Raw genomic sequence first — 18,772 nt, forward strand, 5'->3', positions numbered from 1 at the left:
TGGCACCGTTGCGTCGATGCCGCAATCCTATTGGATCCATTTGTGCGACAAGAAAACGGAAGGCCAGCGGATATTCCACTGTCAGCGAAATCTGAGAAAGGCTCTGGAACGAGATAATTGAGCGATTTATTCCTGAAGTTTTTTATGTGCGACTATCGAACGGATTATTTTTTGTACAGAAGCGGTTGACTTGGAAAAGTTGCCTCGCGAATCATTGGATCCAATTACAAAAAAAACGAGAGGATCCGACGATGTTTCCGAAGAACGCCTGGTACGTGGCCTGCACCCCCGACGAACTGGCCGGCAAGCCGCTCGGCCGACGCATCTGCGACGAGCCGATGGTTTTCTACCGAGGCGAGGACGGCCGCGTGGCGGCCCTCGAGGATTTCTGCCCGCACCGTGGCGCGCCGCTGTCGCTGGGCTTCGTCGAGGACGGCGTGCTGGTCTGCGGCTACCACGGCCTGGCGATGGGCGAGGACGGTCGCACCCGCGCGATGCCCGGCCAGCGGGTCCGCGGCTTCCCCTGCATCCGTCGCTTCCCGGTGCAGGAGCGGCACGGCTTCGTCTGGGTTTGGCCGGGCGCGGAAGAACAGGCCGACGCCGCGCTGATACCCCGCCTGGAATGGGCGGAAAGCCCTGATTGGGCCTATGGCGGCGGGCTGTACCACATCCACTGCGACTATCGCCTGATGATCGACAACCTGATGGACCTGACCCACGAGACCTATGTCCATGCGTCCAGCATCGGCCAGAAGGAAATCGACGAGGCCGCGCCGACCACGCGGGTGGAAGGCGACGAGGTGATCACCAGCCGCCACATGCAGAATGTCATGGCCCCGCCGTTCTGGCGCATGGCCCTGCGCGGCAACGGCCTGGCCGACGACGTGGCGGTGGACCGCTGGCAGATCTGCCGCTTCACGCCGCCCAGCCACGTGCTGATCGAGGTCGGCGTGGCCCACGCCGGCCACGGCGGCTACCAGGCGCCGGCGGAGCGCAAGGCGGCGAGCATCGTGGTCGACTTCATCACCCCGGAGAGCGCCACTTCCATCTGGTACTTCTGGGGCATGGCGCGCAACTTCCAGGCCCACGACCAGGCGCTCACCGAGAGCATTCGCGAAGGCCAGGGAAAGATCTTCGGCGAAGACCTGGAAATGCTCGAAAGCCAGCAGCGCAACCTGCTGCGCCATCCACGGCGCGACCTGCTGAAACTGAACATCGACGCCGGCGGCGTGCAGGCCCGGCGCATCATCGAGCGCCTGCTGGCGGACGAGCGCCAGGCCGCCGCCCCCAACCGCGCCCAGGCCTGACGGGAGCCTTCGCCATGATCGAGGTCATCGTCGGCGCCATCCGCCTGGAGGCGCAGGATATCCACAGCTTCGAACTGTTCCGGGCCGACGGGGCGGCCCTGCCGTCCTTCGAGCCGGGCGCACACATCGACCTGCACCTGCCCAACGGCCTGGTCCGCCAGTACTCCCTCTGCGGCCCCGCCGAACGGCCGCGCCACTACCGTATCGCCGTACTCCGCTGCCGCGACTCGCGCGGCGGCTCGGCCACGCTGCACGCCGAACTGCGGGTCGGCCAGCGGCTGCGCATCGGCGAGCCGCGCAATCTCTTCCCGCTGTCGCCGGAGCCCGGTCCGCGCCTGCTGTTCGCCGGCGGCATCGGCATCACGCCGCTGCTGGCGATGGCCGAACGCCTGGCCCGCGATGGCGCCAACTTCCAGTTGCACTACTGCGCGCATTCCGCCGAGCGCGCGGCCTTCGTCGACTATCTTGACCGGTGCGCCTTCGCCGACCGCGTGCACTGCCACTTCGACCACGGCGACAGCAGCCGCCGCGCGGACCTTCGCGCCCTGCTGGCGGCCAGTCCACGCGACGCCCAGCTATACCTTTGCGGGCCGGCGGGCTTCATGCAGTGGATCGAAGAAAGCGCCCGCGAACTGGGCTGGGAAGCAAGCCGCTTGCATCGCGAGCACTTCGCCGCCGCGCCACGGGACGCCAATGCGGACGGCACCTTCGAAGTGCAGTTGGCGAGCAACGGGGCGCTGATCCGGGTCGCCGCCGGGCAGACCGTGCTGGCGGCCCTGCGCGAAGCCGGGGTGGACCTGCCGGCCTCCTGCGAGCAGGGCATCTGCGGCACCTGTCTGACCCGCGTGCTGGACGGCGAGCCGGAGCATCGCGACCTCTACCTCAGCGAAGAGGAGCAGGCCGCCAACGATTGCTTCACGCCCTGCTGTTCGCGTTCGCGCAGCCCACGGCTGGTGCTGGATCTCTAGTCGGCGGCGACGTCGCCGTGAAGCACGGTGACGCCCTTCCGCGCCGGATCGAAGTAGTCGGCGTAGCGCAAGGTCGCGTTGGCGTGCTCGCGCATGATCGCCTCGGCGCGCGCCCCCTGGCCGTTGACCAGCGCGTCGACCACCGCGTGGTGCTGCATGTGGGCGAAGTTGAAACGGCGGAATTCCTGCTCGAGATTGTCGCGATCCACCGCCAGGGCGCTCACCGAGGCGAACGGCAGGTGGTCGTTGCGCGCCAGCGCCACGGCGATCGCCGGGTTGCCGCTGGCCTCGATGATGGTGCGGTGGAAGCGCATGTTCATGCGCTGGTAGCGCTCCAGCTCCTCCAGCAGGACCTGGCCGTTGGCGAACAATCGGTCGCCCTCGGCCAGGCATTCCTCCAGGGTCGCCCGTGCCTCGGCGGACAGCCCGCGCTCGGCCGCCTGGCGTGCCGCCAGGCCTTCCAGAACGCCGCGCACCTCGACCGCGCCGGCGATATCCTCGCGGGTCACCGCGCGCACCCTGTAGCCGCGCCCGGTCTTGCACAGCAGGCCTTCCTGCTCGAGGGTACGCAGGGCGATGCGCACCGGCATGCGCGAGACCTGCAGGCGTTCGGCGGTGGGAATCTCGACGATGCGCTCGCCGGCGGCGAGTTCGCCGGAAGCGATCAGCTTGCGCAGCTCGGCCAGCACGCGTTGGCCCGGTTTGCTCATGGAATTCGCTTATTCGATCGGGACGACCGGGGCATCATAGCGCGCCCCGGCCGCCTCCGCCGGTCAGCTTTCGCGGTGGATGGCGAAGCCGGCCCAGGACTGGCTCACCGGCATGATCTCGAGGCTGTTGATGTTCAGGTGGGCGGGCTGGTTCATGATCCAGAAGATGGTCTCGGCGATGTCTTCCGGCTGGATCGGATGGGCCCCGGCGTAGGTCTTGTCGTAGCGCGCCTGGTCGCCGCCGAAGCGGACCAGGGAGAACTCGCTCTCGCACAGCCCCGGCTCGAGGTTGGTCACGCGCACCCCGGTGCCCTGCAGGTCGCAACGCAGGTTCAGGGAGAATTGCTCGACGAAGGCCTTGGTGCCGCCGTAGACATGGCTACCCGGATAGGGCCACTTGCCGGCCACCGAACCCAGGTTGACGATGCTCGCCCCGGCGCCGTGGGCGATCAGCCGCGGCAGCAGCAGGCGCGTGCTGTAGAGCAGGCCCTTGATGTTGGTGTCGACCATGGTGTCCCAGTCGTCCAGGTCGCAGGACTGCGCCGGGTCGGTGCCCAGCGCCAGGCCGGCGTTGTTGATCAGGCCGCGCAGGGTGGCGAACTCTTCCGGCAGGTTGTCCACGGCCGCGCTCATCGCCGCGCGGTCGCGCACGTCCAGGGTCAGCGGCAGCACCCGGGTCTTCGCCGAAAGCTCGCCGGCCAGGGCCTGCAGACGCTCCTCGCGACGGCCGGTGAGCACCAGCGACCAGCCGGCCTCGGCGAAACGACGGGCGCAGGCTTCGCCGAAGCCTGAGGTGGCGCCGGTGATGAACAGGGTGGACGACATGGGCATCTCCTCGTACGGGGCGGAAAAACGATGTCCGGGGATTCTAGAGCCTCGCCGTGCCCGGTTGGCCATACAGTTGCGCACGAGTTTGCCGAGGCGCCTGCTCAAGAAACGACCAACCTCGCGGAGCCCGCACCGTGCTTGGGCCGCAGCGAACAGCCACCAACTTGTCCACAGGGCGTCGCACAGTTTTCCTGAACAACTGTGGCAGCGGCATGACCACGCGCTGGGGATAAGTGCCCCGGCGCGAGCACTGATCATTTTCTGACCAGCCACGCCTAACCCTCGCCAATTCAGGGGCTTGGCGGTTCTTACCCACCTTATCCACAAGCCCCCGCACAGAAATCCTGAACAACCTCAGGCGGCGTTATCCACAACCCGGCGCGCGGCGACCAGGTCCTCCAGCGCATAACCCACCGACTTGAACAGGGTGATTTCCCCGGGATCGCCGCGCCGCCCAGCCCCGCCCAGCAAGTCGCGCAGTTCGGTGGATATCGCCTCGTGCCCGATGGCGCCTTCGGCGATCGCCTGCAACAGGTCGCCGGCTTCTTCCAGCGCGCCTGCGCGGGTGTCCACCACGATCCGCGCGCGCGCCACCGCCAGGGCGTCGGTCTCGCGCATGGACGGCAGGAAGGCGCCAACCAGGTCGAGATGGACGCCCGGCTTCAGCCATGCGCCGCGCACCAGCGCTTCGCGGGAGGTGGTAACGCAACTGACGCAGTCGGCCGCCTCCACCGCCGCGCGCAGCCGGGCGGCCAGCGCGGCGGCCTTGGCCGGATCGCGGCCCCAGATGTCGATGTGGCGATAGTCGCGCACGCAGGCGTGGGCCCGCACCATGTGCGCAGCCAGGGTTCCGCAGCCGACCACCAGCAGGCGCCGCGCATCGTCCCGCGCCAGGTAGTCGGCGGCCAGCGCCGAGCTGCAGGCGGTACGCCGGGCGGTCAGTTCCGAAGCCTCCAGCAACGCCAGCGGGCGACCGTCTTCGCCGTCGAACAGGGCGAACACCGCGGCCACCGCCGGTAGGCCACGCGCGCCGTTGCCGGGGAACACCGTCACCAGTTTCACGCCGATCCCCTCGCCGGCCTGCCACACCGGCATCTGTAGCAACGAGGCCTGCCCCGGCAAGGCATGGCAGCTGCGCAGCGGCGCACTGCAAGGCTTGGCCAGGCCGATGCGCAACGCCTCGATCAGTTGTGGATAAGACAGGCGCTCGGCGACCTCGGCGTTGCTGAAAAAGCGCAGGCTGTGCATAAGTCGAGTTTCCTCCGTGGCTCCAAGGCAGCGCCCGCCCCGGCGGCCAGGCAGCCGGGGCGGGGCGCGCTCAATGTCCGCCGAGATAGGCGTTGCGCACCTCCTGGTTGCCGAGCAGTTCTTCGCCGCTGCCGCTCATGCGGATTTCCCCGGTGACCATCACGTAGGCGCGATCGGAGAGCTTCAGCGCATGGTTGGCGTTCTGCTCGACGAGGAAGATGGTCATGCCGCTCCTGGCCAGCTCGCGCAGGGTCTGGAAGATCTGCTTGACCACGATCGGCGCCAGGCCCAGGGAGGGCTCGTCGAGCAACAGCAGCTTCGGCCGGCTCATCAGCGCGCGGGCGATGGCGAGCATCTGCTGCTCGCCGCCGGACATGGTCATGGCGCGCTGGTTGCGCCGCTCCTTCAGGCGCGGGAACAGCTCGAACATGCGCTGCATGTCCTCCTCGGCGTGGTCCATGCCGATGGGAATGGTACCCATCAGCAGGTTTTCCTCGACGCTCATGTCGGGGAACACCCGGCGTCCTTCCGGCGACTGCGCGATGCCGTTGGACGCCACGTAGTGCGCCGACTTCTGGCGGATGTCCTGGCCGCGATAGAGGATCTGCCCGGCCGCCGCGCGCGGCTGGCCGAAGATCGACATCAACAGCGTCGACTTGCCCGCGCCGTTGGCACCGATCAGGCTCACCGTCTCGCCCTCGTTGACCTGCAGCGAGACCTTCTTCAGCGCCTGGATCGGCCCGTAGAACACGTCCACCTCACGGAATTCCAGCAACGCCGCGCTCATGACAGCTCCTCTTCGTCGGCACCGAGATAGGCGGCGATCACCTTCTCGTCATGGCGGATCTGTTCGGGGTTGCCACGGGCGATCACGTCGCCGTGGTCGAGCACGATGATGTGGTCGGAGATGTTCATCACCATGCCCATGTCATGCTCGATCAGCAGTACGGTGATCCCGTGGTGGTCGCGCAGGTAGCGGACGATGTTGCTCAGGGCGTGGGTCTCGGCCGGGTTGAGGCCGGCGGCCGGTTCGTCCAGGCAGATGAGTTCCGGCCGCGTGCACATGGCCCGGGCGATCTCCAGGCGCCGTTGCTGGCCGTAGGACATCTCGCCGGCCAGGCGGTTGGCGCAGTCCACCAGGTCGACCACCTCCAGCCAGTAGAACGCGTGGTCCAGCGCCTCGCTCTCGGCGCGGCGATAGCCGGGAGTGTTGAGGATGCCGGCGAGCAGGTTGCGGTTGACGAACATGTGCTGCGCCACCAGCAGGTTCTCCACCACCGACATGTCCTTGAACAGGCGGATGTTCTGGAACGTCCGCGCCAGCCCGGCGCGGTTCACCAGGTGGGTGCCGCCGAACATCTTGTAGTAGAGGCGACTGCCCAGTTGCGGCGGCTTGACGAAGTCGTCCAGCTGGAACGGCTCGCCGAGCACCTGGATGACGTCCGTGGTGCGCCCCTGGGTGTTGAGCAGGATGTTGCCGCCGGTGGCCTTGTAGAAGCCGGTGAGGCAGTTGAACACGGTGGTCTTGCCGGCGCCGTTGGGGCCGATCAGCGCGGTGATCGAACCGCGCTCGACGTCGAGGTTGACGTCGTTGAGCGCCTTGATGCCGCCGAAGTGCATCATCAGGTGCTCGACGCTGAGGATCTTGTCGCTCATGGCGCCACCCCCTTGCGCGGGGCGAAGCCCACCCGGCTGATGCGGATCAGCCCGCGCGGCCGCCAGATCATCATCACCACCATGAGTATCCCGAGCAGCAGCACGCGGATGTCGGCGAAGCTGCGCAGCAGCTCCGGCGCCACGGTGAGGACGAAGGCGGCGATCACCACCCCGACCGTCGAGCCCATGCCGCCGAGCACGACGATGGCGAGGATCAGCGCCGACTCGAAGAAGTTGAACGAGGACGGGTTGACGAAGCCCTGGTAGCTGGCGAAGAACACCCCGGCCAGTCCCGCGGTGGAGGCGCCGAGCATGAACGCCGAGAGTTTCACCAGCACATGGTTTAGGCCCATCGCGCGACAGGCGATCTCGTCCTCGCGCAGCGCCTCCCAGGCGCGCCCGACCGGCATCCGGGTCAGCCGGTGCTTGATGTAGAGCACCAGCAGCACGACCAGGAACAGCACCACGTAGATGAACAGGAACTTCATGTTGGGGTTGTAGGCGATGCCGAGGAACTCGTGGATCGGCACCCCGCCATCCTTGGCCCGGCGGCCGAACTCCAGGCCAAGGAAGGTCGGCGCCGGCGCCGGCATGCCGTTCGGCCCGCCGGTGAAGGACAGCCAGTTGTTCAGTACCAGGCGGATGATCTCGCCGAAGCCCAGGGTGACGATCGCCAGGTAGTCGCCATGCATGCGCAACACCGGGAAGCCGAGGATCGCCCCGGCCACCGCGGCGGTCAGCGCGGCCAGCGGCAGGACGGTCCAGAAGCCCAGGCCGAGGTACTGGTAGCCCAGCGCCAGGCCATAGGCACCAATGGCGTAGAAGGCCACGTAGCCGAGGTCAAGCAGCCCGGCGAGGCCGACCACGATGTTCAGGCCCAGGCCCAGCAGCACGTAGATCAGGCCGAGGATGACCACCGCCAGCAGGTACTTGCTGGCGAAGAAGGGGAAGATCACCGCGGCCACCAGGATCAGCGGCACGATCCAGCGCAAGCGGGTCTTGTAACCCGGCGGCAGGACGTGGACGCCGCTGCCAGCCCCCTCGAAGCGCTCCAGCACGGCCCGCCCGCCGCGGGTCTGCAGGTAGAGGCTGAGCAGGAAGCGCCCGGCCATCACGATCGCGATGATCCAGCCGACCCGCTCGTAATGCAGGTTGAAGCCGTAGCCGTCGAGGACCACGCCGACGATGGGGCCGAACACCACCAGGGCGATCAACCCGGAGAGCACGGCATCGAGGACGCACTGCTTGAGATCGATGGAAGTCTCGTTGCTCATCGTCGTCCCCTTACACCTTGGCGATCTGCGGGCGGCCGAGCAGGCCCTGGGGACGGAAGATCAGGATCAGTACCAGCAACGAGAAGGCGAACACGTCCTTGTAGTCGGTGTTGACCATCCCCGAGAACTGCGCCTCGGCCACTCCCAGCACCAGGCCGCCGAGCATCGCCCCGGGCAGCGAGCCGATGCCGCCGAGCACCGCCGCGGTGAACGCCTTGATGCCGATGATGAAGCCGGCGTAGAAGTCGAAGGTGCCGTAGTTCATGGTGATCAGCACCCCGGCCAGGGCGGCCATCGCGGCGCCGATGACGAACACGTAGGAGATCACCCGGTCGGTGTTGATCCCCAGGATCGAAGCCATCTTGCGGTCCTGCTGGGTCGCCCGGCACATGCGCCCGAGCTTGGTGTAGCGGATCACGTAGGTCAGCACTGCCATGCCGATCAGCGAAGCGATCAGGATGAACAGCTTGGTGTAGGTGAGCTGGACGAAACCGTCGCCGACGTGGAATTTCAGGGCGCCGTCGAGCAGGGTCGGGATCCCCTGCTGGCGCGGTCCCTGTGCCACCTGCACGTAGTTCTGCAGGATCAGCGACATGCCGATCGCCGAGATCAGCGGCGCCAGGCGCGTGGAGTTGCGCAGCGGCTTGTAGGCGATGCGCTCGATCACCCAGCCGTAGGTGCAGGTCACCAGCACGGTGAACAGCAAGGTGCCGAGGATCAGCAGCGGGAAGTTCTGCAGGCCGAAGAAGGCCAGCAGGGCAAGGGCGATGGCCGACAGGTAGGCGGAGATCATGTACACCTCGCCGTGGGCGAAGTTGATCATGCCGATGATGCCGTAGACCATGGTGTAGCCGATGGCGATGAGGCCGTAGACCGAGCCGAGGGTCAGCCCGTTGATCATTTGCTGGAGGAAGATGCCGTCCATTTTTCAGTCTCTTCAGGGCGAATCGCGACGGCCTTTGTAAGGCGCGCCGGCGCTCGCCGGTGAAAGCGGACGGGTGCTACTGAAACGGCCCCGGATCGCGGGACTCCAGACCGACCACACGCAGACGTCTTCGGTGAATCCGCACTACGGCGGCAAGCACGGGCGAGCACTTCAGCAGCTCCCGGACTTACCCATGCGCCGAGCCTGTGCCCGGCGCATGGCGGTCGAGCGCGATCAGGGCAACTGGTGGTACTTGCCCTTGTCGTCCCACTCGTAGACCACGTAGTCGGAGACTTTCAGGTCGCCCTTCTTGTCCCATTCCTTCTTGCCCATCACGGTCTGCACCGGATTCGACTTCAGCCACTCGGCGGCCTTGGCCGGATCGTTGGCGCCGGCGCCGTTGAAGGCCGCCGCCAGGGACTGGATCGAGGCGTAGGAGTAGAGGGTGTAGCCTTCCGGCTCGAAACCGCCGGCACGGAACTTCTCCACCACCGCCTTGCCGTCGGGGATCAGCCGCGGGTCGGCGCCGAAGGTCATCAGCACGCCCTTGACGTACTGCGGACCGCCGGCGGTGGTCGCCAGTTCGTCGGTGACCACGCCGTCGTCGGACATGAACTTGGCGGTCAGTCCCTGTTCACGCATCTGCCGTACCAGCGGACCGGCTTCCGGATGCAGGCCGCCGAAGTAGACGACCTCGGCACCGGAGGCGCGGATCTTGGTAACCAGCGCGTTGAAGTCCTTCTCGCCGCGGGTCAGGCCCTCGTAGAGAACCTCTTTCACGCCGAGCTTGTTCAGTTGCGCCCTGGTGGCGTCCGCCAGGCCCTGGCCATAGGTGTCCTTGTCGTGGATCACCGCGACCTTCTTGGCCTTCAGCACCTTGACGATATAGTCGCCGGCGACCACGCCCTGCTGGTCGTCGCGGCCGCACATGCGAAACATCCCGGAGAGTCCGCGCTCGGTGACCTGCGGGTTGGTGGAACCGGGGGTGATGGCGATGATCCCGGCCTCGTCGTAGACCTCGGATGCGGGGATGGTCGAAGAAGAGCAGAAATGGCCGACCACGGCGATGGCCTTGTCCTGGTCCACCAGGCGGTTGGCCACGGCCACGGCCTGCTTCGGTTCGCAGGCGTCGTCGGCCTTGACCAGCTTGATCTTCTCGCCGTTGATCCCACCCGCCGCGTTGATGTCTTCCGCCGCCTGGGACGCGCCGCGCCAGTATTGCTCGCCGAAGGAGGCGTTGGCGCCGGTATGCGGTCCGGCCACGCCGATCACGACGTCGGCCAGCGCATGCGTGGAAAGACCCATCACGGACGAAACCGCGAGAGCCAGGATGCCTTTTCTGAACAGCTTCTTGGACATGGGGTGTTGCTCCTGAGGATGATGTTGGCGCTCGTAACTACGATGTTGTTGTTGTGTTTCGCTCAACAGGCAGAGCAAGCGGCGTGCCATTCGTTTTTTTCCTGAGTGGCCGGCCACAAGAACTTTAGCCCTCCTTTCCGTTTTTATCTTTGTTATTGGAAATCAGTCATTTAGGCATTTCTCCGAATCCCCTTCGGAGAGCTACAGCCCAGGCCTCACAAGGCCTGAACCGTTCTTAGGAATAACTCTACAACGATATTGAAGCGGTTAGAAACTGCACGTCACTGGTGCGCTGCACGCACTAATTGAGGTCCTCTTTTTCAATGAAAGTGCAGGACAGAGCGGTTTTTAAAATTAATATGAACATGAACTTCCCGGGATTCGGTACTTGGCGGAAAAAATCGATTCGAATACGACATGGACATATCCGTGAGCGACGCCACGTTCGGCGCAAAGCCCTGTGACGGATTCGTCATAAGCCAGCGAATGCTCTATCGCGAGACTTGCCGGCAGTAATAAGCGTCGCCCGCCACTCCGGCAAGCGAGCTTTCCTCCCCACGTCATTCCGTTTATTCATATAACGCGTTCCGCCCGCTCCACCCGCGCCAGGAAACCCGCCATGCTGAACAAACGCCGCCTGCCGTCGATGACCGCCCTGCAATGCTTCGAAGCGGTAGCCCGGCACCTGAGCTTCACCCGCGCCGCCGAAGAGTTGAGCCTGACCCAGAGCGCCATGAGCAAGCAGGTCGCGCAACTCGAGGAGCAGTTGCAGCACGCCCTGTTCCGCCGGGTGCGCAAGCGCCTGCAACTGACCCCGGCCGGCGAGCTGTACCTGGCCGAGGTACGACGCATCCTGCAGCAGGTAGAGCTGTCCACCCGCTTCCTGCTTTCCTACGGCGGCGAGACCGAAGTGCTGCGAGTGGCGACCCCGCCGACCTTCGGCGCGCGCTGGCTGATCCCGCAACTGAACGGCTGGCGCCACCGCCACCCGAACATCCACCTCGACCTGCGCCAGGAACTGGAACCGGACGACCTGCGCCAGGGCCATTGCGACCTGGCGTTCTTCTTCGGCCCCGGCACCCTGCCGGGCGCCGAGTGCATACGCCTGTTCGGCGAACAACTGGTGGCGGTCTGCGCGCCATCCCTGCTGCCGGCCGGCGGACTGGACGAGCCGACCCAACTGGCGGGGCTGGTGCTGCTGCAGAACGCCAGCCGCGCGGAGGCCTGGCACGACTGGTTCGCCAGCCTGGAGCGAAATTGCCAGGGTTGCTACCACGGTCCACGCTTCGACACCTTCTACATGTGCATCCGCGCCGCCCAGGCCGGTTGCGGGGTAGCCTTGCTACCGCGCTTCCTGGTCGAGGAGGAACTCGCCGAAGGCAAGCTGGCGATCGCCTGGCCGCACGCCCTGCCCAGCCAGGAGGCTTACTACCTGGCCTATCCCGAGCATGCCGCGGAAGTCCCCAAGGTGCGCCATTTCATCGAGTGGATGGTAGAGCGCCTGGAGCAGGAGCAACCCTCAGCGGGCCCCCGCCAGACGCGCCACGGCCCGGTTTGACGTTTCCGCTGCGCGGAACCATCTTTACTCTCACTCGGTTCACCTCGGAACGTCCCATGCTTACTGGCGTCACGGTTCGAATCCGCCTGCTGGTCCTGGCGTTGCTGCCCCTGACGATGCTCGTCACGGTCATCGCGATGGCGCTGGCCAACGCCAGTCGACTCGATGCCAGCTTCCAGGACCTTTTCAACAACCGGATGAAGCCCATCAGCCAGCTCAAGATCGTCGCCGACGCCGTTGCGGTCAGCGTGGTCGACGCCCTGCACAAGTACCGTGCGGGCGTCTTCGATGAAGAGCGCCTGCAGCAGGAGTTGAGTGGGGCGCTGTCGCGCATCGAGAAGTCGTGGGCCGACTATTCCGCAGACCACCGGACTGCCGCCGAGAAGGAAATCATCGAGTCGCTGGTCCCCACCCTGGAACAGGTCAAGCGGATGACCCTGGCATACGGCGAGCAGGCCAGGGCCGGAAGCCTGCGAAACGTCGAGGCCGGCACGTTCAATCGCGAGATGTATGGTGCGTTCGATCCGCTGGGAACCGCGCTGTCGACGCTGATCGACCTGCAACTCAGCGAAGGCGCCAAGCTCAACGAGCAGATGGAGAAACGCTACGACTCCATGCGCACCACCTTCCTGCTCATCGGCGCCGCAGCCCTGGTCCTCATCGTCGCCGCGGCCTGGTTCATCAGCCTGTCGATCATGCGCCCGCTTTCCGATCTGCGCGGGGTGATCCGCCGCGTGCAGGACTCCTCGAATCTCACGCTCCGCGCCGATGCGCGCGGGCGCGACGAAGTGTCCGATACGGCGCGCGCCTTCAATATGATGCTGGAAAGCCAGCAGGCGCTGCTCCGCCATCTCGCCGAAACGGCCAGGAAGCTGACCGTCACCTCGGACGAGATGAGCGCCATCAGCAACCAGGTCAGCCATGTCGCCACGTCCCAAGGCGACCAGACCGACATGGTCGCCACGGCGGTACACCAGATGAGCATGGCGGTCCAGGACGTGGCGCGGAACGCCCAGGCCGCCGCGGCCAGCGCGGAATCGGCGAACAGCGAGGCGCACACCGGAACCGGCCTCGTGCATGCGAACCTCGACGCCATCCAGGGCCTGTCGGTCATGGTCGGAGAGGCGGGAGCCGTCATCGACACGCTACGCAACAAGACCGATGAAATCAGCACCGTCCTGGAAGTCATCCAGAACATCGCCCAGCAGACCAACCTGCTCGCCCTCAATGCCGCGATAGAAGCCGCACGGGCGGGCGAGGCCGGACGCGGGTTCGCGGTGGTCGCCGATGAAGTGCGCAGCCTGGCCACCAATACGCACAAGGCCACCGAAACCATCCGCGAGATGATCGAAGCCCTGCAGGCAGGCGCCAGCAGCGCGGTCAGCGTGATGCAGCAGTCACGCGAGCAGGCCCAGGTCAGCGTCCAGCGCGCCCACGAGGCGGGAAAGGCGCTCGGTCTCATCGCCCAGGCGATCGAAGGCATCGCCCAGAGCAACGCGCAGATATCCACGGCGACGGAAGAACAGACCGCCACCGCGAGCGAGGTCAGCCAGAACATCGACTCGCTCAATGCCAGCATCGGCGAAGTCGCCGAGGGCGCGGTGAAGACCTCCACCTCCAGTGTCGAGCTGGCGAAGCTGGCAAACGGGCTGGAGCAGCAGATCCAGCGCTTCACCGTCTAGCAAGCGCGGCAGGGAGCGGCCTCACCGGCCCTGCCGCACCCGCTTGTCAGGACGCCAGCAGGCTGCGGTCGAAAACGAAGGCGCCGCCCGGCTTCGGGGTGAAATGCAGGACGTGTTGCGGGCGCCCCATGGGCGGACGCTGGCGTTCGCCGGTGTCCTCGACCCAGCCAGCCTCCTTCATCCGCTCCAGGCGGCCGCGCAGGCTGGAATGCTGGACTTCCTGGCCGATGGCGCACTCGAAAGCCTTCAGCGCCTCGGCCACGGTGAAGCGCGGCGCCAGCAGGAACAACGGCAGGGCGCTGTACACCGACTTGCTCGCCAGGCGCTCGCAGGCCTGCTGTACCAGTTGGGCGTGGTCGAACGGCAGGGCGAAGCGCTCGCTGCGAACGTCGCGCAGCGGCACGAAGTCGAGGTCGTCGTCCTCCACCTGGGTGTCCGGGCCGACCAGCACCAGGTAGAACACGCTCAGCGACCAGCCGCGCGGGTCACGTACCGCGTTGCCGACCGTGGCCACCTGCTCGATGTAGGCCGGCTCCAGCCGCGCCTTGTCGCGCAGGGCGCGCACCGCCGCGTCGTCGAGGCTGTGGTCGGCGCTGCGGCCGTTGACCAGCACGCCGGGCAAGGCCCACTGGCCGGCGAAAGGCGCCTGGGCGCGGCGGATCAGCAACAGCTCCAGTCCGTGCCCGGGGTTCAGGCGCAACGCCACGATATCCACGCTGGCCAATACTTCCGCTGAACTCATCGTCACTCCTCTCTTCAGCCCGCCTGGCGTTCGCCGCCATAGCAGTGCAGTTCGTCCTTCACTTCCGGCAGGCACCAGGCCTCCGGTATCGCCAGTCCTTCGCGCAGGCGCTGGCGGATCATCGAGCTGTGCAGCGGCAGCCGCTCCTCCGCCACCAGCCGGCCGAAGCGCCAGCACAATTCGGCGGCGCGTTCGAAGCGCGGCAGCTCCGCCTCGTTGTCGGCGCCGATCAGCAGGGCGATCCGCGCTGACGCCAGGCCGCTACGCGCGGCCAGCGCTTCCAGCAGGTCGATGCTGTAGACCGCCGGACGATCGGGCATCAATCCTGCTTCGATCGGCTCGCAATACACCCGCCGCGGATCGATCCGCCGGGCCAGCCGCGCCAGCCAGCGGCAGCGCAGCTCGAAATCGCCCATGCGCTTGCCGAAGGCGTGGCGGTGGCTCGGCACCAGGGCGACCCGTTCGGCGCAAAGCAGCGCCCGGCGGATCACCGACTCATGGCCGGGGTGCGGCGGGTCGAACGCCCCACCATAGACCGCGAGAGCGAAGTCGGGGGCGCGTCCGCCGCTCATCCCGGCAGGCAGTCGGCGAATCCGGGAACTTATTTCATCACGCATAGAAAATACCTTCCACTGCGAAATTTTGTAGTACAAGTGCTTGACGACTTATTTCACGTGATGAATTATGTACCCACATTCAGCCCCAACCCGTCAAGCGGAGGCTTCCATGAATCGCCCCAGCAAGATCGCCAGCTTCGATGTCGACGCCCAGAAAGGCTTCACCCCGCTGTGCCCGGACGAACTGCCGGTGCCCGGCGGCGACGCCATCGGCGCCGCCCTCAACCAACTGGCCAGCCGCGCCGCGCTGCGCCTGGGCAGCAAGGACGCGCACAGCCCGAAGGCTGCCTGGGTAGTGGAAAGCGCCGAGCAGATGCTGCGGCCGCTGGCCTATCCGGATGCCGACCTGACCTGGGTGAGCCACTGCGTACCGGGTACGCCGGGCTTCGAGCTGCTCGACGAACTGCCGCGGCCGATCGACTACGACTTCTTCGTCTGGAAGGGCGTGGAGCCGGACCTGCACCCCTACGGCGCCTGCTACCACGATCTGGCGGAACGCCGCAGCACCGGGGTCATCGAATACCTGAGGCAGAATGGCGTGAGCCATGTGCTGGTGGGTGGCCTGGCGCTGGACTACTGCGTGAAGAACACCGCCCTGCAACTGCGCCGCGCCGGTTTCGAGGTGCTGCTCTACCTGCCCGCCTGCCGGGCCATCGCCGAGGACACCGCGCAGCGGGCCTGCGACGAGATGCGCGACGCCGGGGTGATCCTCTGCGCCGACCTGGAACGACTGGATAGCGCCCTCACCGGCGCCGACAAGGAGAAGTGAACATGGCCGAAAGCGTCTTTGCCGAGCGCATCGTGCAGAACCTGCTCGATACCGATTTCTACAAGCTGACCATGATGCAGGCGGTGCTGCACAACTACCCCAACGCCGAAGTGGAGTGGGAATTCCGCTGCCGCAACGCCGAGGACCTGCGTCCGTACCTGGCGGAGATCCGCTACCAGATCGAGCGCCTCGCCGAAGTCGAGGTAACCGCCGACCAGCTCGCCTTCCTTGAACGCATCCCGTTCATGAAGCCGGACTTCATCCGCTTCCTCAGCCTGTTCCGCTTCAACCTGCGCTACGTGCACACCGGCATCGAGGATGGCCAACTGGCAATCCGCCTGCGCGGCCCATGGCTGCACGTGATCCTCTTCGAGGTGCCGCTGCTGGCCATCGTCAGCGAGGTGCGCAACCGTTATCGCTACCGCGAGGTGGTCCTGGAACAGGTCGGCGAGCAGCTCTATCGCAAGCTCGACTGGCTCTCCGCCCAGGCCAGCAGCGAGGAACTCGCGGAATTCCAGGTCGCCGACTTCGGCACCCGCCGGCGCTTCTCCTACCGCACCCAGGAGGAAGTGGTGCATATCCTCAAGCGCGACTTCCCCGGGCGCTTCGTTGGCACCAGCAACGTGCACCTGGCCCGCGAGTACGATCTCAAGCCGATCGGCACCATGGCCCACGAATGGCTGATGGCCCACCAGCAACTCGGCCCGCGGCTGGTCGACAGCCAGCAGGCGGCGCTGGACTGCTGGGTCCGCGAGTACCGCGGGCAGCTCGGCATAGCCCTGACCGACTGCATTACCATGGACGCCTTCCTCGACGACTTCGACCTGTACTTCGCCAAGCTCTTCGACGGCCTGCGCCACGATTCGGGCGACCCGCTGGCCTGGGCGGAGAAAGCCATCGCCCACTACCGCCGCCTGGGTATCGACCCGCTGAGCAAGACCCTGGTGTTCTCCGACGGGCTGGACATGCCCAAGGCGTTGCAGCTGTTCCGCGCGCTACGTGGCAAGATCAACGTCAGCTTCGGCATCGGCACCAACCTGACCTGCGACATCCCGGGGGTCGAGCCGATGAACATCGTCCTGAAGATGACGGCCTGCAACGGCCATCCGGTGGCGAAGATATCCGACGCCCCGGGCAAGACCCAATGCCGCGACGAGAACTTCGTCGCCTACCTCCGCCACGTCTTCAACGTGCCGGCCTAATCCTTTCGTACCTAACGGGAGCCCGAACATGCAACAGATCCAACGCGACATCGCCCAAGCCCTGCAGGTCCAGCCGCCGTTCCAGTCGGAGGCCGACGTGCAGGCGCAGATCGCCCGGCGCATCGCCTTCATCCAGCAGTGCCTGAAGGATGCCGGGCTGAAGACCCTGGTGCTGGGGATCAGCGGCGGCGTCGACTCGCTCACCGCCGGCCTGCTGGCCCAGCGCGCCGTCGAGCAACTGCGCGAGCAGACCGGCGACCAGGCCTACCGCTTCATCGCCGTGCGCCTGCCCTACCAGGTGCAGCAGGACGAGGCCGATGCCCAGGCCTCGCTGGCGACCATCCGCGCCGACGAAGAGCAGACCGTCAACATCGGTCCGTCGGTGAAAGCCCTGGCGGAACAGCTGGAAGCCCTGGAAGGACTCGAGCCGGCGAAGAGCGACTTCGTCATCGGCAATATCAAGGCGCGCATCCGCATGGTCGCCCAGTACGCCATCGCCGGCGCCCGCGGCGGCCTGGTGATCGGCACCGACCATGCCGCCGAGGCGGTCATGGGGTTCTTCACCAAGTTCGGCGACGGCGCCTGCGACCTGGCTCCGCTCAGCGGCCTGGCCAAGCATCAGGTGCGCGCCCTCGCCCGCGCCCTCGGCGCTCCGGAGAACCTGGTGGAGAAGATCCCCACCGCCGACCTCGAGGACCTGCGCCCCGGCCATCCGGACGAGGCTTCCCACGGCGTCACCTATGCCGAGATCGACGCCTTCCTGCACGGCCAGCCGCTGCGCGAGGAAGCCGCGCGGGTGATCGTCGACACCTACCACAAGACCCAGCACAAGCGCGAACTGCCGAAGGCGCCCTGAGCCTCCCGGCCCGTGCGGCAGGCCCGTCGTCGACGGGCCTTTGTCGCGGGCGGGAATGTGCCTGTCGCAACCAGGTCTTCAAGTCCGCGCGGCGGCGCGCTAGAAGGAAGCTGAATCCCTGCGAAGGCCAGCCATGCGCACCCGTCTCCCCGCCCTGCTCCTCGGTGTCCTGCTGGCCGGCCAGGCCTGCGGACACACGTCCCCGCTGCTCGCGCCGGTACGGCAGATCCACGCCTTCGGCGACAGCTATTCGGACAACGGCGAAAGCCAGCGACTGACCCGCGAGATGCTCGTCAAGGGCATCGCCGGCGCCCAGGCATTGCCCGGCGAAGTCTACTGGCAGGGCCGCTGGAGCAACGGCCCGACCGCCGTCGAGGTGCTCGCCCGCCAGCTCGGCGCACAACTGGCCGACCATGCGGTGGGCGGCGCCAAGAGCGGAGCGGACAACTACTACGGCTGGATGAGCGCCTACCGCCATACCGGCCTCGCCGGCCAGGTCGACGCCTACCTCGCCACGCTGGACGGCAAGCCGGCCGACGGCCAGGCGCTGCACTTCATCTTCGTCTCCGCCAACGATTTCTTCGAGCATGAGGATTTCGCCGGCGAGCAGACCCTGGAACAACTGGCCGGCAGCAGCGTGGCGAACATCCGCGCCGCGGTGCAGCGTCTCGGAGAGGCCGGCGCACGACGCTTCCTGGTGGTCAGTTCGACCGACCTGAGCGTGGTCCCGGCGGTGGTCGTCGGCAACCGGGTCGAGCGTGCGCAGCGCTACCTGCAAGCGGTCAACGCCAGCCTGCCGATCCAGCTCGCCGCCCTGCGCAAGACCCGCGGCCTGGAGCTGAGCTGGTTCGACCATCTCACCTTCAGCCGCCACTTGCGGCGCAACTCGGCGCGCTACGGCCTGGTGGAGCTGGACGCGCCCTGCCAGCCGACCCAGCCCAGCGTCCGCCCGGCCTGCGCCAACCCGGACCAGTACTACTTCTGGGACGAGTGGCATCCGACCCGGCGCGTGCACCAACTGGCCGGCGAAGCGATGGCGGCGCGCTACGCGCGCTGAGCCCGGCGCGCGCC

The 18,772-nt window shown here is 66.6% G+C and carries 18 protein-coding genes; 8 read left to right on the top strand and 10 right to left on the bottom strand.

Annotation, left to right across the window (positions count from 1 at the left end; all coding sequences use genetic code 11):
* Positions 1 to 251: 251 nt before the first annotated feature.
* Together HMPREF2581_RS14450 and HMPREF2581_RS14455 are read left to right on the top strand one after the other, a co-directional pair.
* Positions 252 to 1,307, top strand: coding sequence for an aromatic ring-hydroxylating dioxygenase subunit alpha (locus HMPREF2581_RS14450; RefSeq protein WP_003099966.1), 1,056 nt, complete (start codon positions 252 to 254; stop codon positions 1,305 to 1,307).
* A gap of 14 nt (positions 1,308 to 1,321) precedes the next feature.
* Complete coding sequence (locus HMPREF2581_RS14455) at positions 1,322 to 2,275, top strand: PDR/VanB family oxidoreductase (RefSeq protein WP_003141688.1); 954 nt, start codon at positions 1,322 to 1,324, stop codon at positions 2,273 to 2,275.
* On the opposite strand, the gene HMPREF2581_RS14460 is transcribed toward HMPREF2581_RS14455, so the two are convergent.
* The 8 genes from HMPREF2581_RS14460 to HMPREF2581_RS14495 form a co-directional block, all read right to left on the bottom strand.
* Positions 2,272 to 2,985, bottom strand: a complete 714-nt coding sequence (locus HMPREF2581_RS14460) for a GntR family transcriptional regulator (protein WP_003109450.1) — start codon at positions 2,983 to 2,985, stop codon at positions 2,272 to 2,274. The genes HMPREF2581_RS14455 and HMPREF2581_RS14460 overlap by 4 nt on opposite strands.
* A 63-nt stretch (positions 2,986 to 3,048) precedes the next feature.
* On the bottom strand, positions 3,049 to 3,810 hold the full coding sequence (locus HMPREF2581_RS14465; RefSeq protein ID WP_003095557.1) for an SDR family oxidoreductase: 762 nt from the start codon (positions 3,808 to 3,810) through the stop codon (positions 3,049 to 3,051).
* A 357-nt stretch (positions 3,811 to 4,167) separates the two neighbouring features.
* Positions 4,168 to 5,061 (bottom strand): bifunctional Delta(1)-pyrroline-2-carboxylate/Delta(1)-piperideine-2-carboxylate reductase, encoded by an 894-nt coding sequence (locus HMPREF2581_RS14470; RefSeq protein WP_003141689.1) that lies wholly within the window; start codon positions 5,059 to 5,061, stop codon positions 4,168 to 4,170.
* 70 nt (positions 5,062 to 5,131) lie between these two features.
* Complete coding sequence (locus tag HMPREF2581_RS14475) at positions 5,132 to 5,848, bottom strand: ABC transporter ATP-binding protein (protein WP_003095563.1); 717 nt, start codon at positions 5,846 to 5,848, stop codon at positions 5,132 to 5,134.
* Positions 5,845 to 6,717: an ATP-binding cassette domain-containing protein gene (locus HMPREF2581_RS14480; RefSeq protein ID WP_003095566.1), complete on the bottom strand. Its 873-nt coding sequence runs from the start codon at positions 6,715 to 6,717 to the stop codon at positions 5,845 to 5,847. The genes HMPREF2581_RS14475 and HMPREF2581_RS14480 overlap by 4 nt, the downstream gene beginning before the upstream one ends.
* Positions 6,714 to 7,991, bottom strand: coding sequence for a high-affinity branched-chain amino acid ABC transporter permease LivM (gene livM, locus HMPREF2581_RS14485; RefSeq protein ID WP_003099983.1), 1,278 nt, complete (start codon positions 7,989 to 7,991; stop codon positions 6,714 to 6,716). The genes HMPREF2581_RS14480 and livM overlap by 4 nt, the downstream gene beginning before the upstream one ends.
* A gap of 10 nt (positions 7,992 to 8,001) precedes the next feature.
* Positions 8,002 to 8,916: an ABC transporter permease subunit gene (locus HMPREF2581_RS14490; protein WP_003095571.1), complete on the bottom strand. Its 915-nt coding sequence runs from the start codon at positions 8,914 to 8,916 to the stop codon at positions 8,002 to 8,004.
* A 234-nt stretch (positions 8,917 to 9,150) separates the two neighbouring features.
* On the bottom strand, positions 9,151 to 10,275 hold the full coding sequence (locus HMPREF2581_RS14495; protein ID WP_003141690.1) for a branched-chain amino acid ABC transporter substrate-binding protein: 1,125 nt from the start codon (positions 10,273 to 10,275) through the stop codon (positions 9,151 to 9,153).
* A gap of 619 nt (positions 10,276 to 10,894) precedes the next feature.
* Here HMPREF2581_RS14495 and HMPREF2581_RS14500 point away from each other — a divergent pair.
* On the top strand, positions 10,895 to 11,833 hold the full coding sequence (locus HMPREF2581_RS14500) for a LysR substrate-binding domain-containing protein (RefSeq protein WP_003095575.1): 939 nt from the start codon (positions 10,895 to 10,897) through the stop codon (positions 11,831 to 11,833).
* A 56-nt stretch (positions 11,834 to 11,889) separates the two neighbouring features.
* The gene (locus HMPREF2581_RS14505; protein ID WP_003141691.1) at positions 11,890 to 13,515 is read left to right on the top strand and encodes a methyl-accepting chemotaxis protein; all 1,626 of its coding nucleotides are present in this window, start codon (positions 11,890 to 11,892) and stop codon (positions 13,513 to 13,515) included.
* A gap of 46 nt (positions 13,516 to 13,561) precedes the next feature.
* Here HMPREF2581_RS14505 and HMPREF2581_RS14510 read toward each other — a convergent pair whose 3' ends face one another.
* Both HMPREF2581_RS14510 and HMPREF2581_RS14515 read right to left on the bottom strand, forming a co-directional pair.
* A complete protein-coding gene (locus tag HMPREF2581_RS14510; RefSeq protein ID WP_003112292.1) occupies positions 13,562 to 14,257 on the bottom strand; it encodes an NUDIX domain-containing protein in 696 nt (231 codons plus the stop codon).
* A 14-nt stretch (positions 14,258 to 14,271) separates the two neighbouring features.
* Complete coding sequence (locus tag HMPREF2581_RS14515; protein WP_003141692.1) at positions 14,272 to 14,874, bottom strand: adenylyltransferase/cytidyltransferase family protein; 603 nt, start codon at positions 14,872 to 14,874, stop codon at positions 14,272 to 14,274.
* A gap of 109 nt (positions 14,875 to 14,983) precedes the next feature.
* On the opposite strand from HMPREF2581_RS14515, the gene HMPREF2581_RS14520 reads away from it, so the two are divergent.
* The 4 genes from HMPREF2581_RS14520 to choE all read left to right on the top strand — a co-directional run bounded on the left by HMPREF2581_RS14520 (position 14,984) and on the right by choE (position 18,758).
* On the top strand, positions 14,984 to 15,643 hold the full coding sequence (locus HMPREF2581_RS14520; RefSeq protein ID WP_003141693.1) for a nicotinamidase: 660 nt from the start codon (positions 14,984 to 14,986) through the stop codon (positions 15,641 to 15,643).
* A gap of 2 nt (positions 15,644 to 15,645) precedes the next feature.
* Entirely contained in the window at positions 15,646 to 16,845 is a 1,200-nt protein-coding gene (gene pncB / locus HMPREF2581_RS14525) for a nicotinate phosphoribosyltransferase (RefSeq protein WP_003099996.1), read from the top strand.
* A gap of 28 nt (positions 16,846 to 16,873) precedes the next feature.
* Positions 16,874 to 17,701: an ammonia-dependent NAD(+) synthetase gene (gene nadE / locus HMPREF2581_RS14530; RefSeq protein WP_003109458.1), complete on the top strand. Its 828-nt coding sequence runs from the start codon at positions 16,874 to 16,876 to the stop codon at positions 17,699 to 17,701.
* A gap of 133 nt (positions 17,702 to 17,834) precedes the next feature.
* Positions 17,835 to 18,758 carry a cholinesterase ChoE gene (gene choE / locus HMPREF2581_RS14535; protein WP_003141695.1) on the top strand — a complete coding sequence of 308 codons (924 nt, stop codon included), beginning with the start codon at positions 17,835 to 17,837 and terminating at the stop codon, positions 18,756 to 18,758.
* The last annotated feature ends 14 nt before the right edge of the window (positions 18,759 to 18,772 follow it).

It is taken from the genome of Pseudomonas sp. HMSC057H01, assembly GCF_001836405.1.
Classification (GTDB): Bacteria; Pseudomonadota; Gammaproteobacteria; order Pseudomonadales; family Pseudomonadaceae; genus Pseudomonas; species Pseudomonas aeruginosa.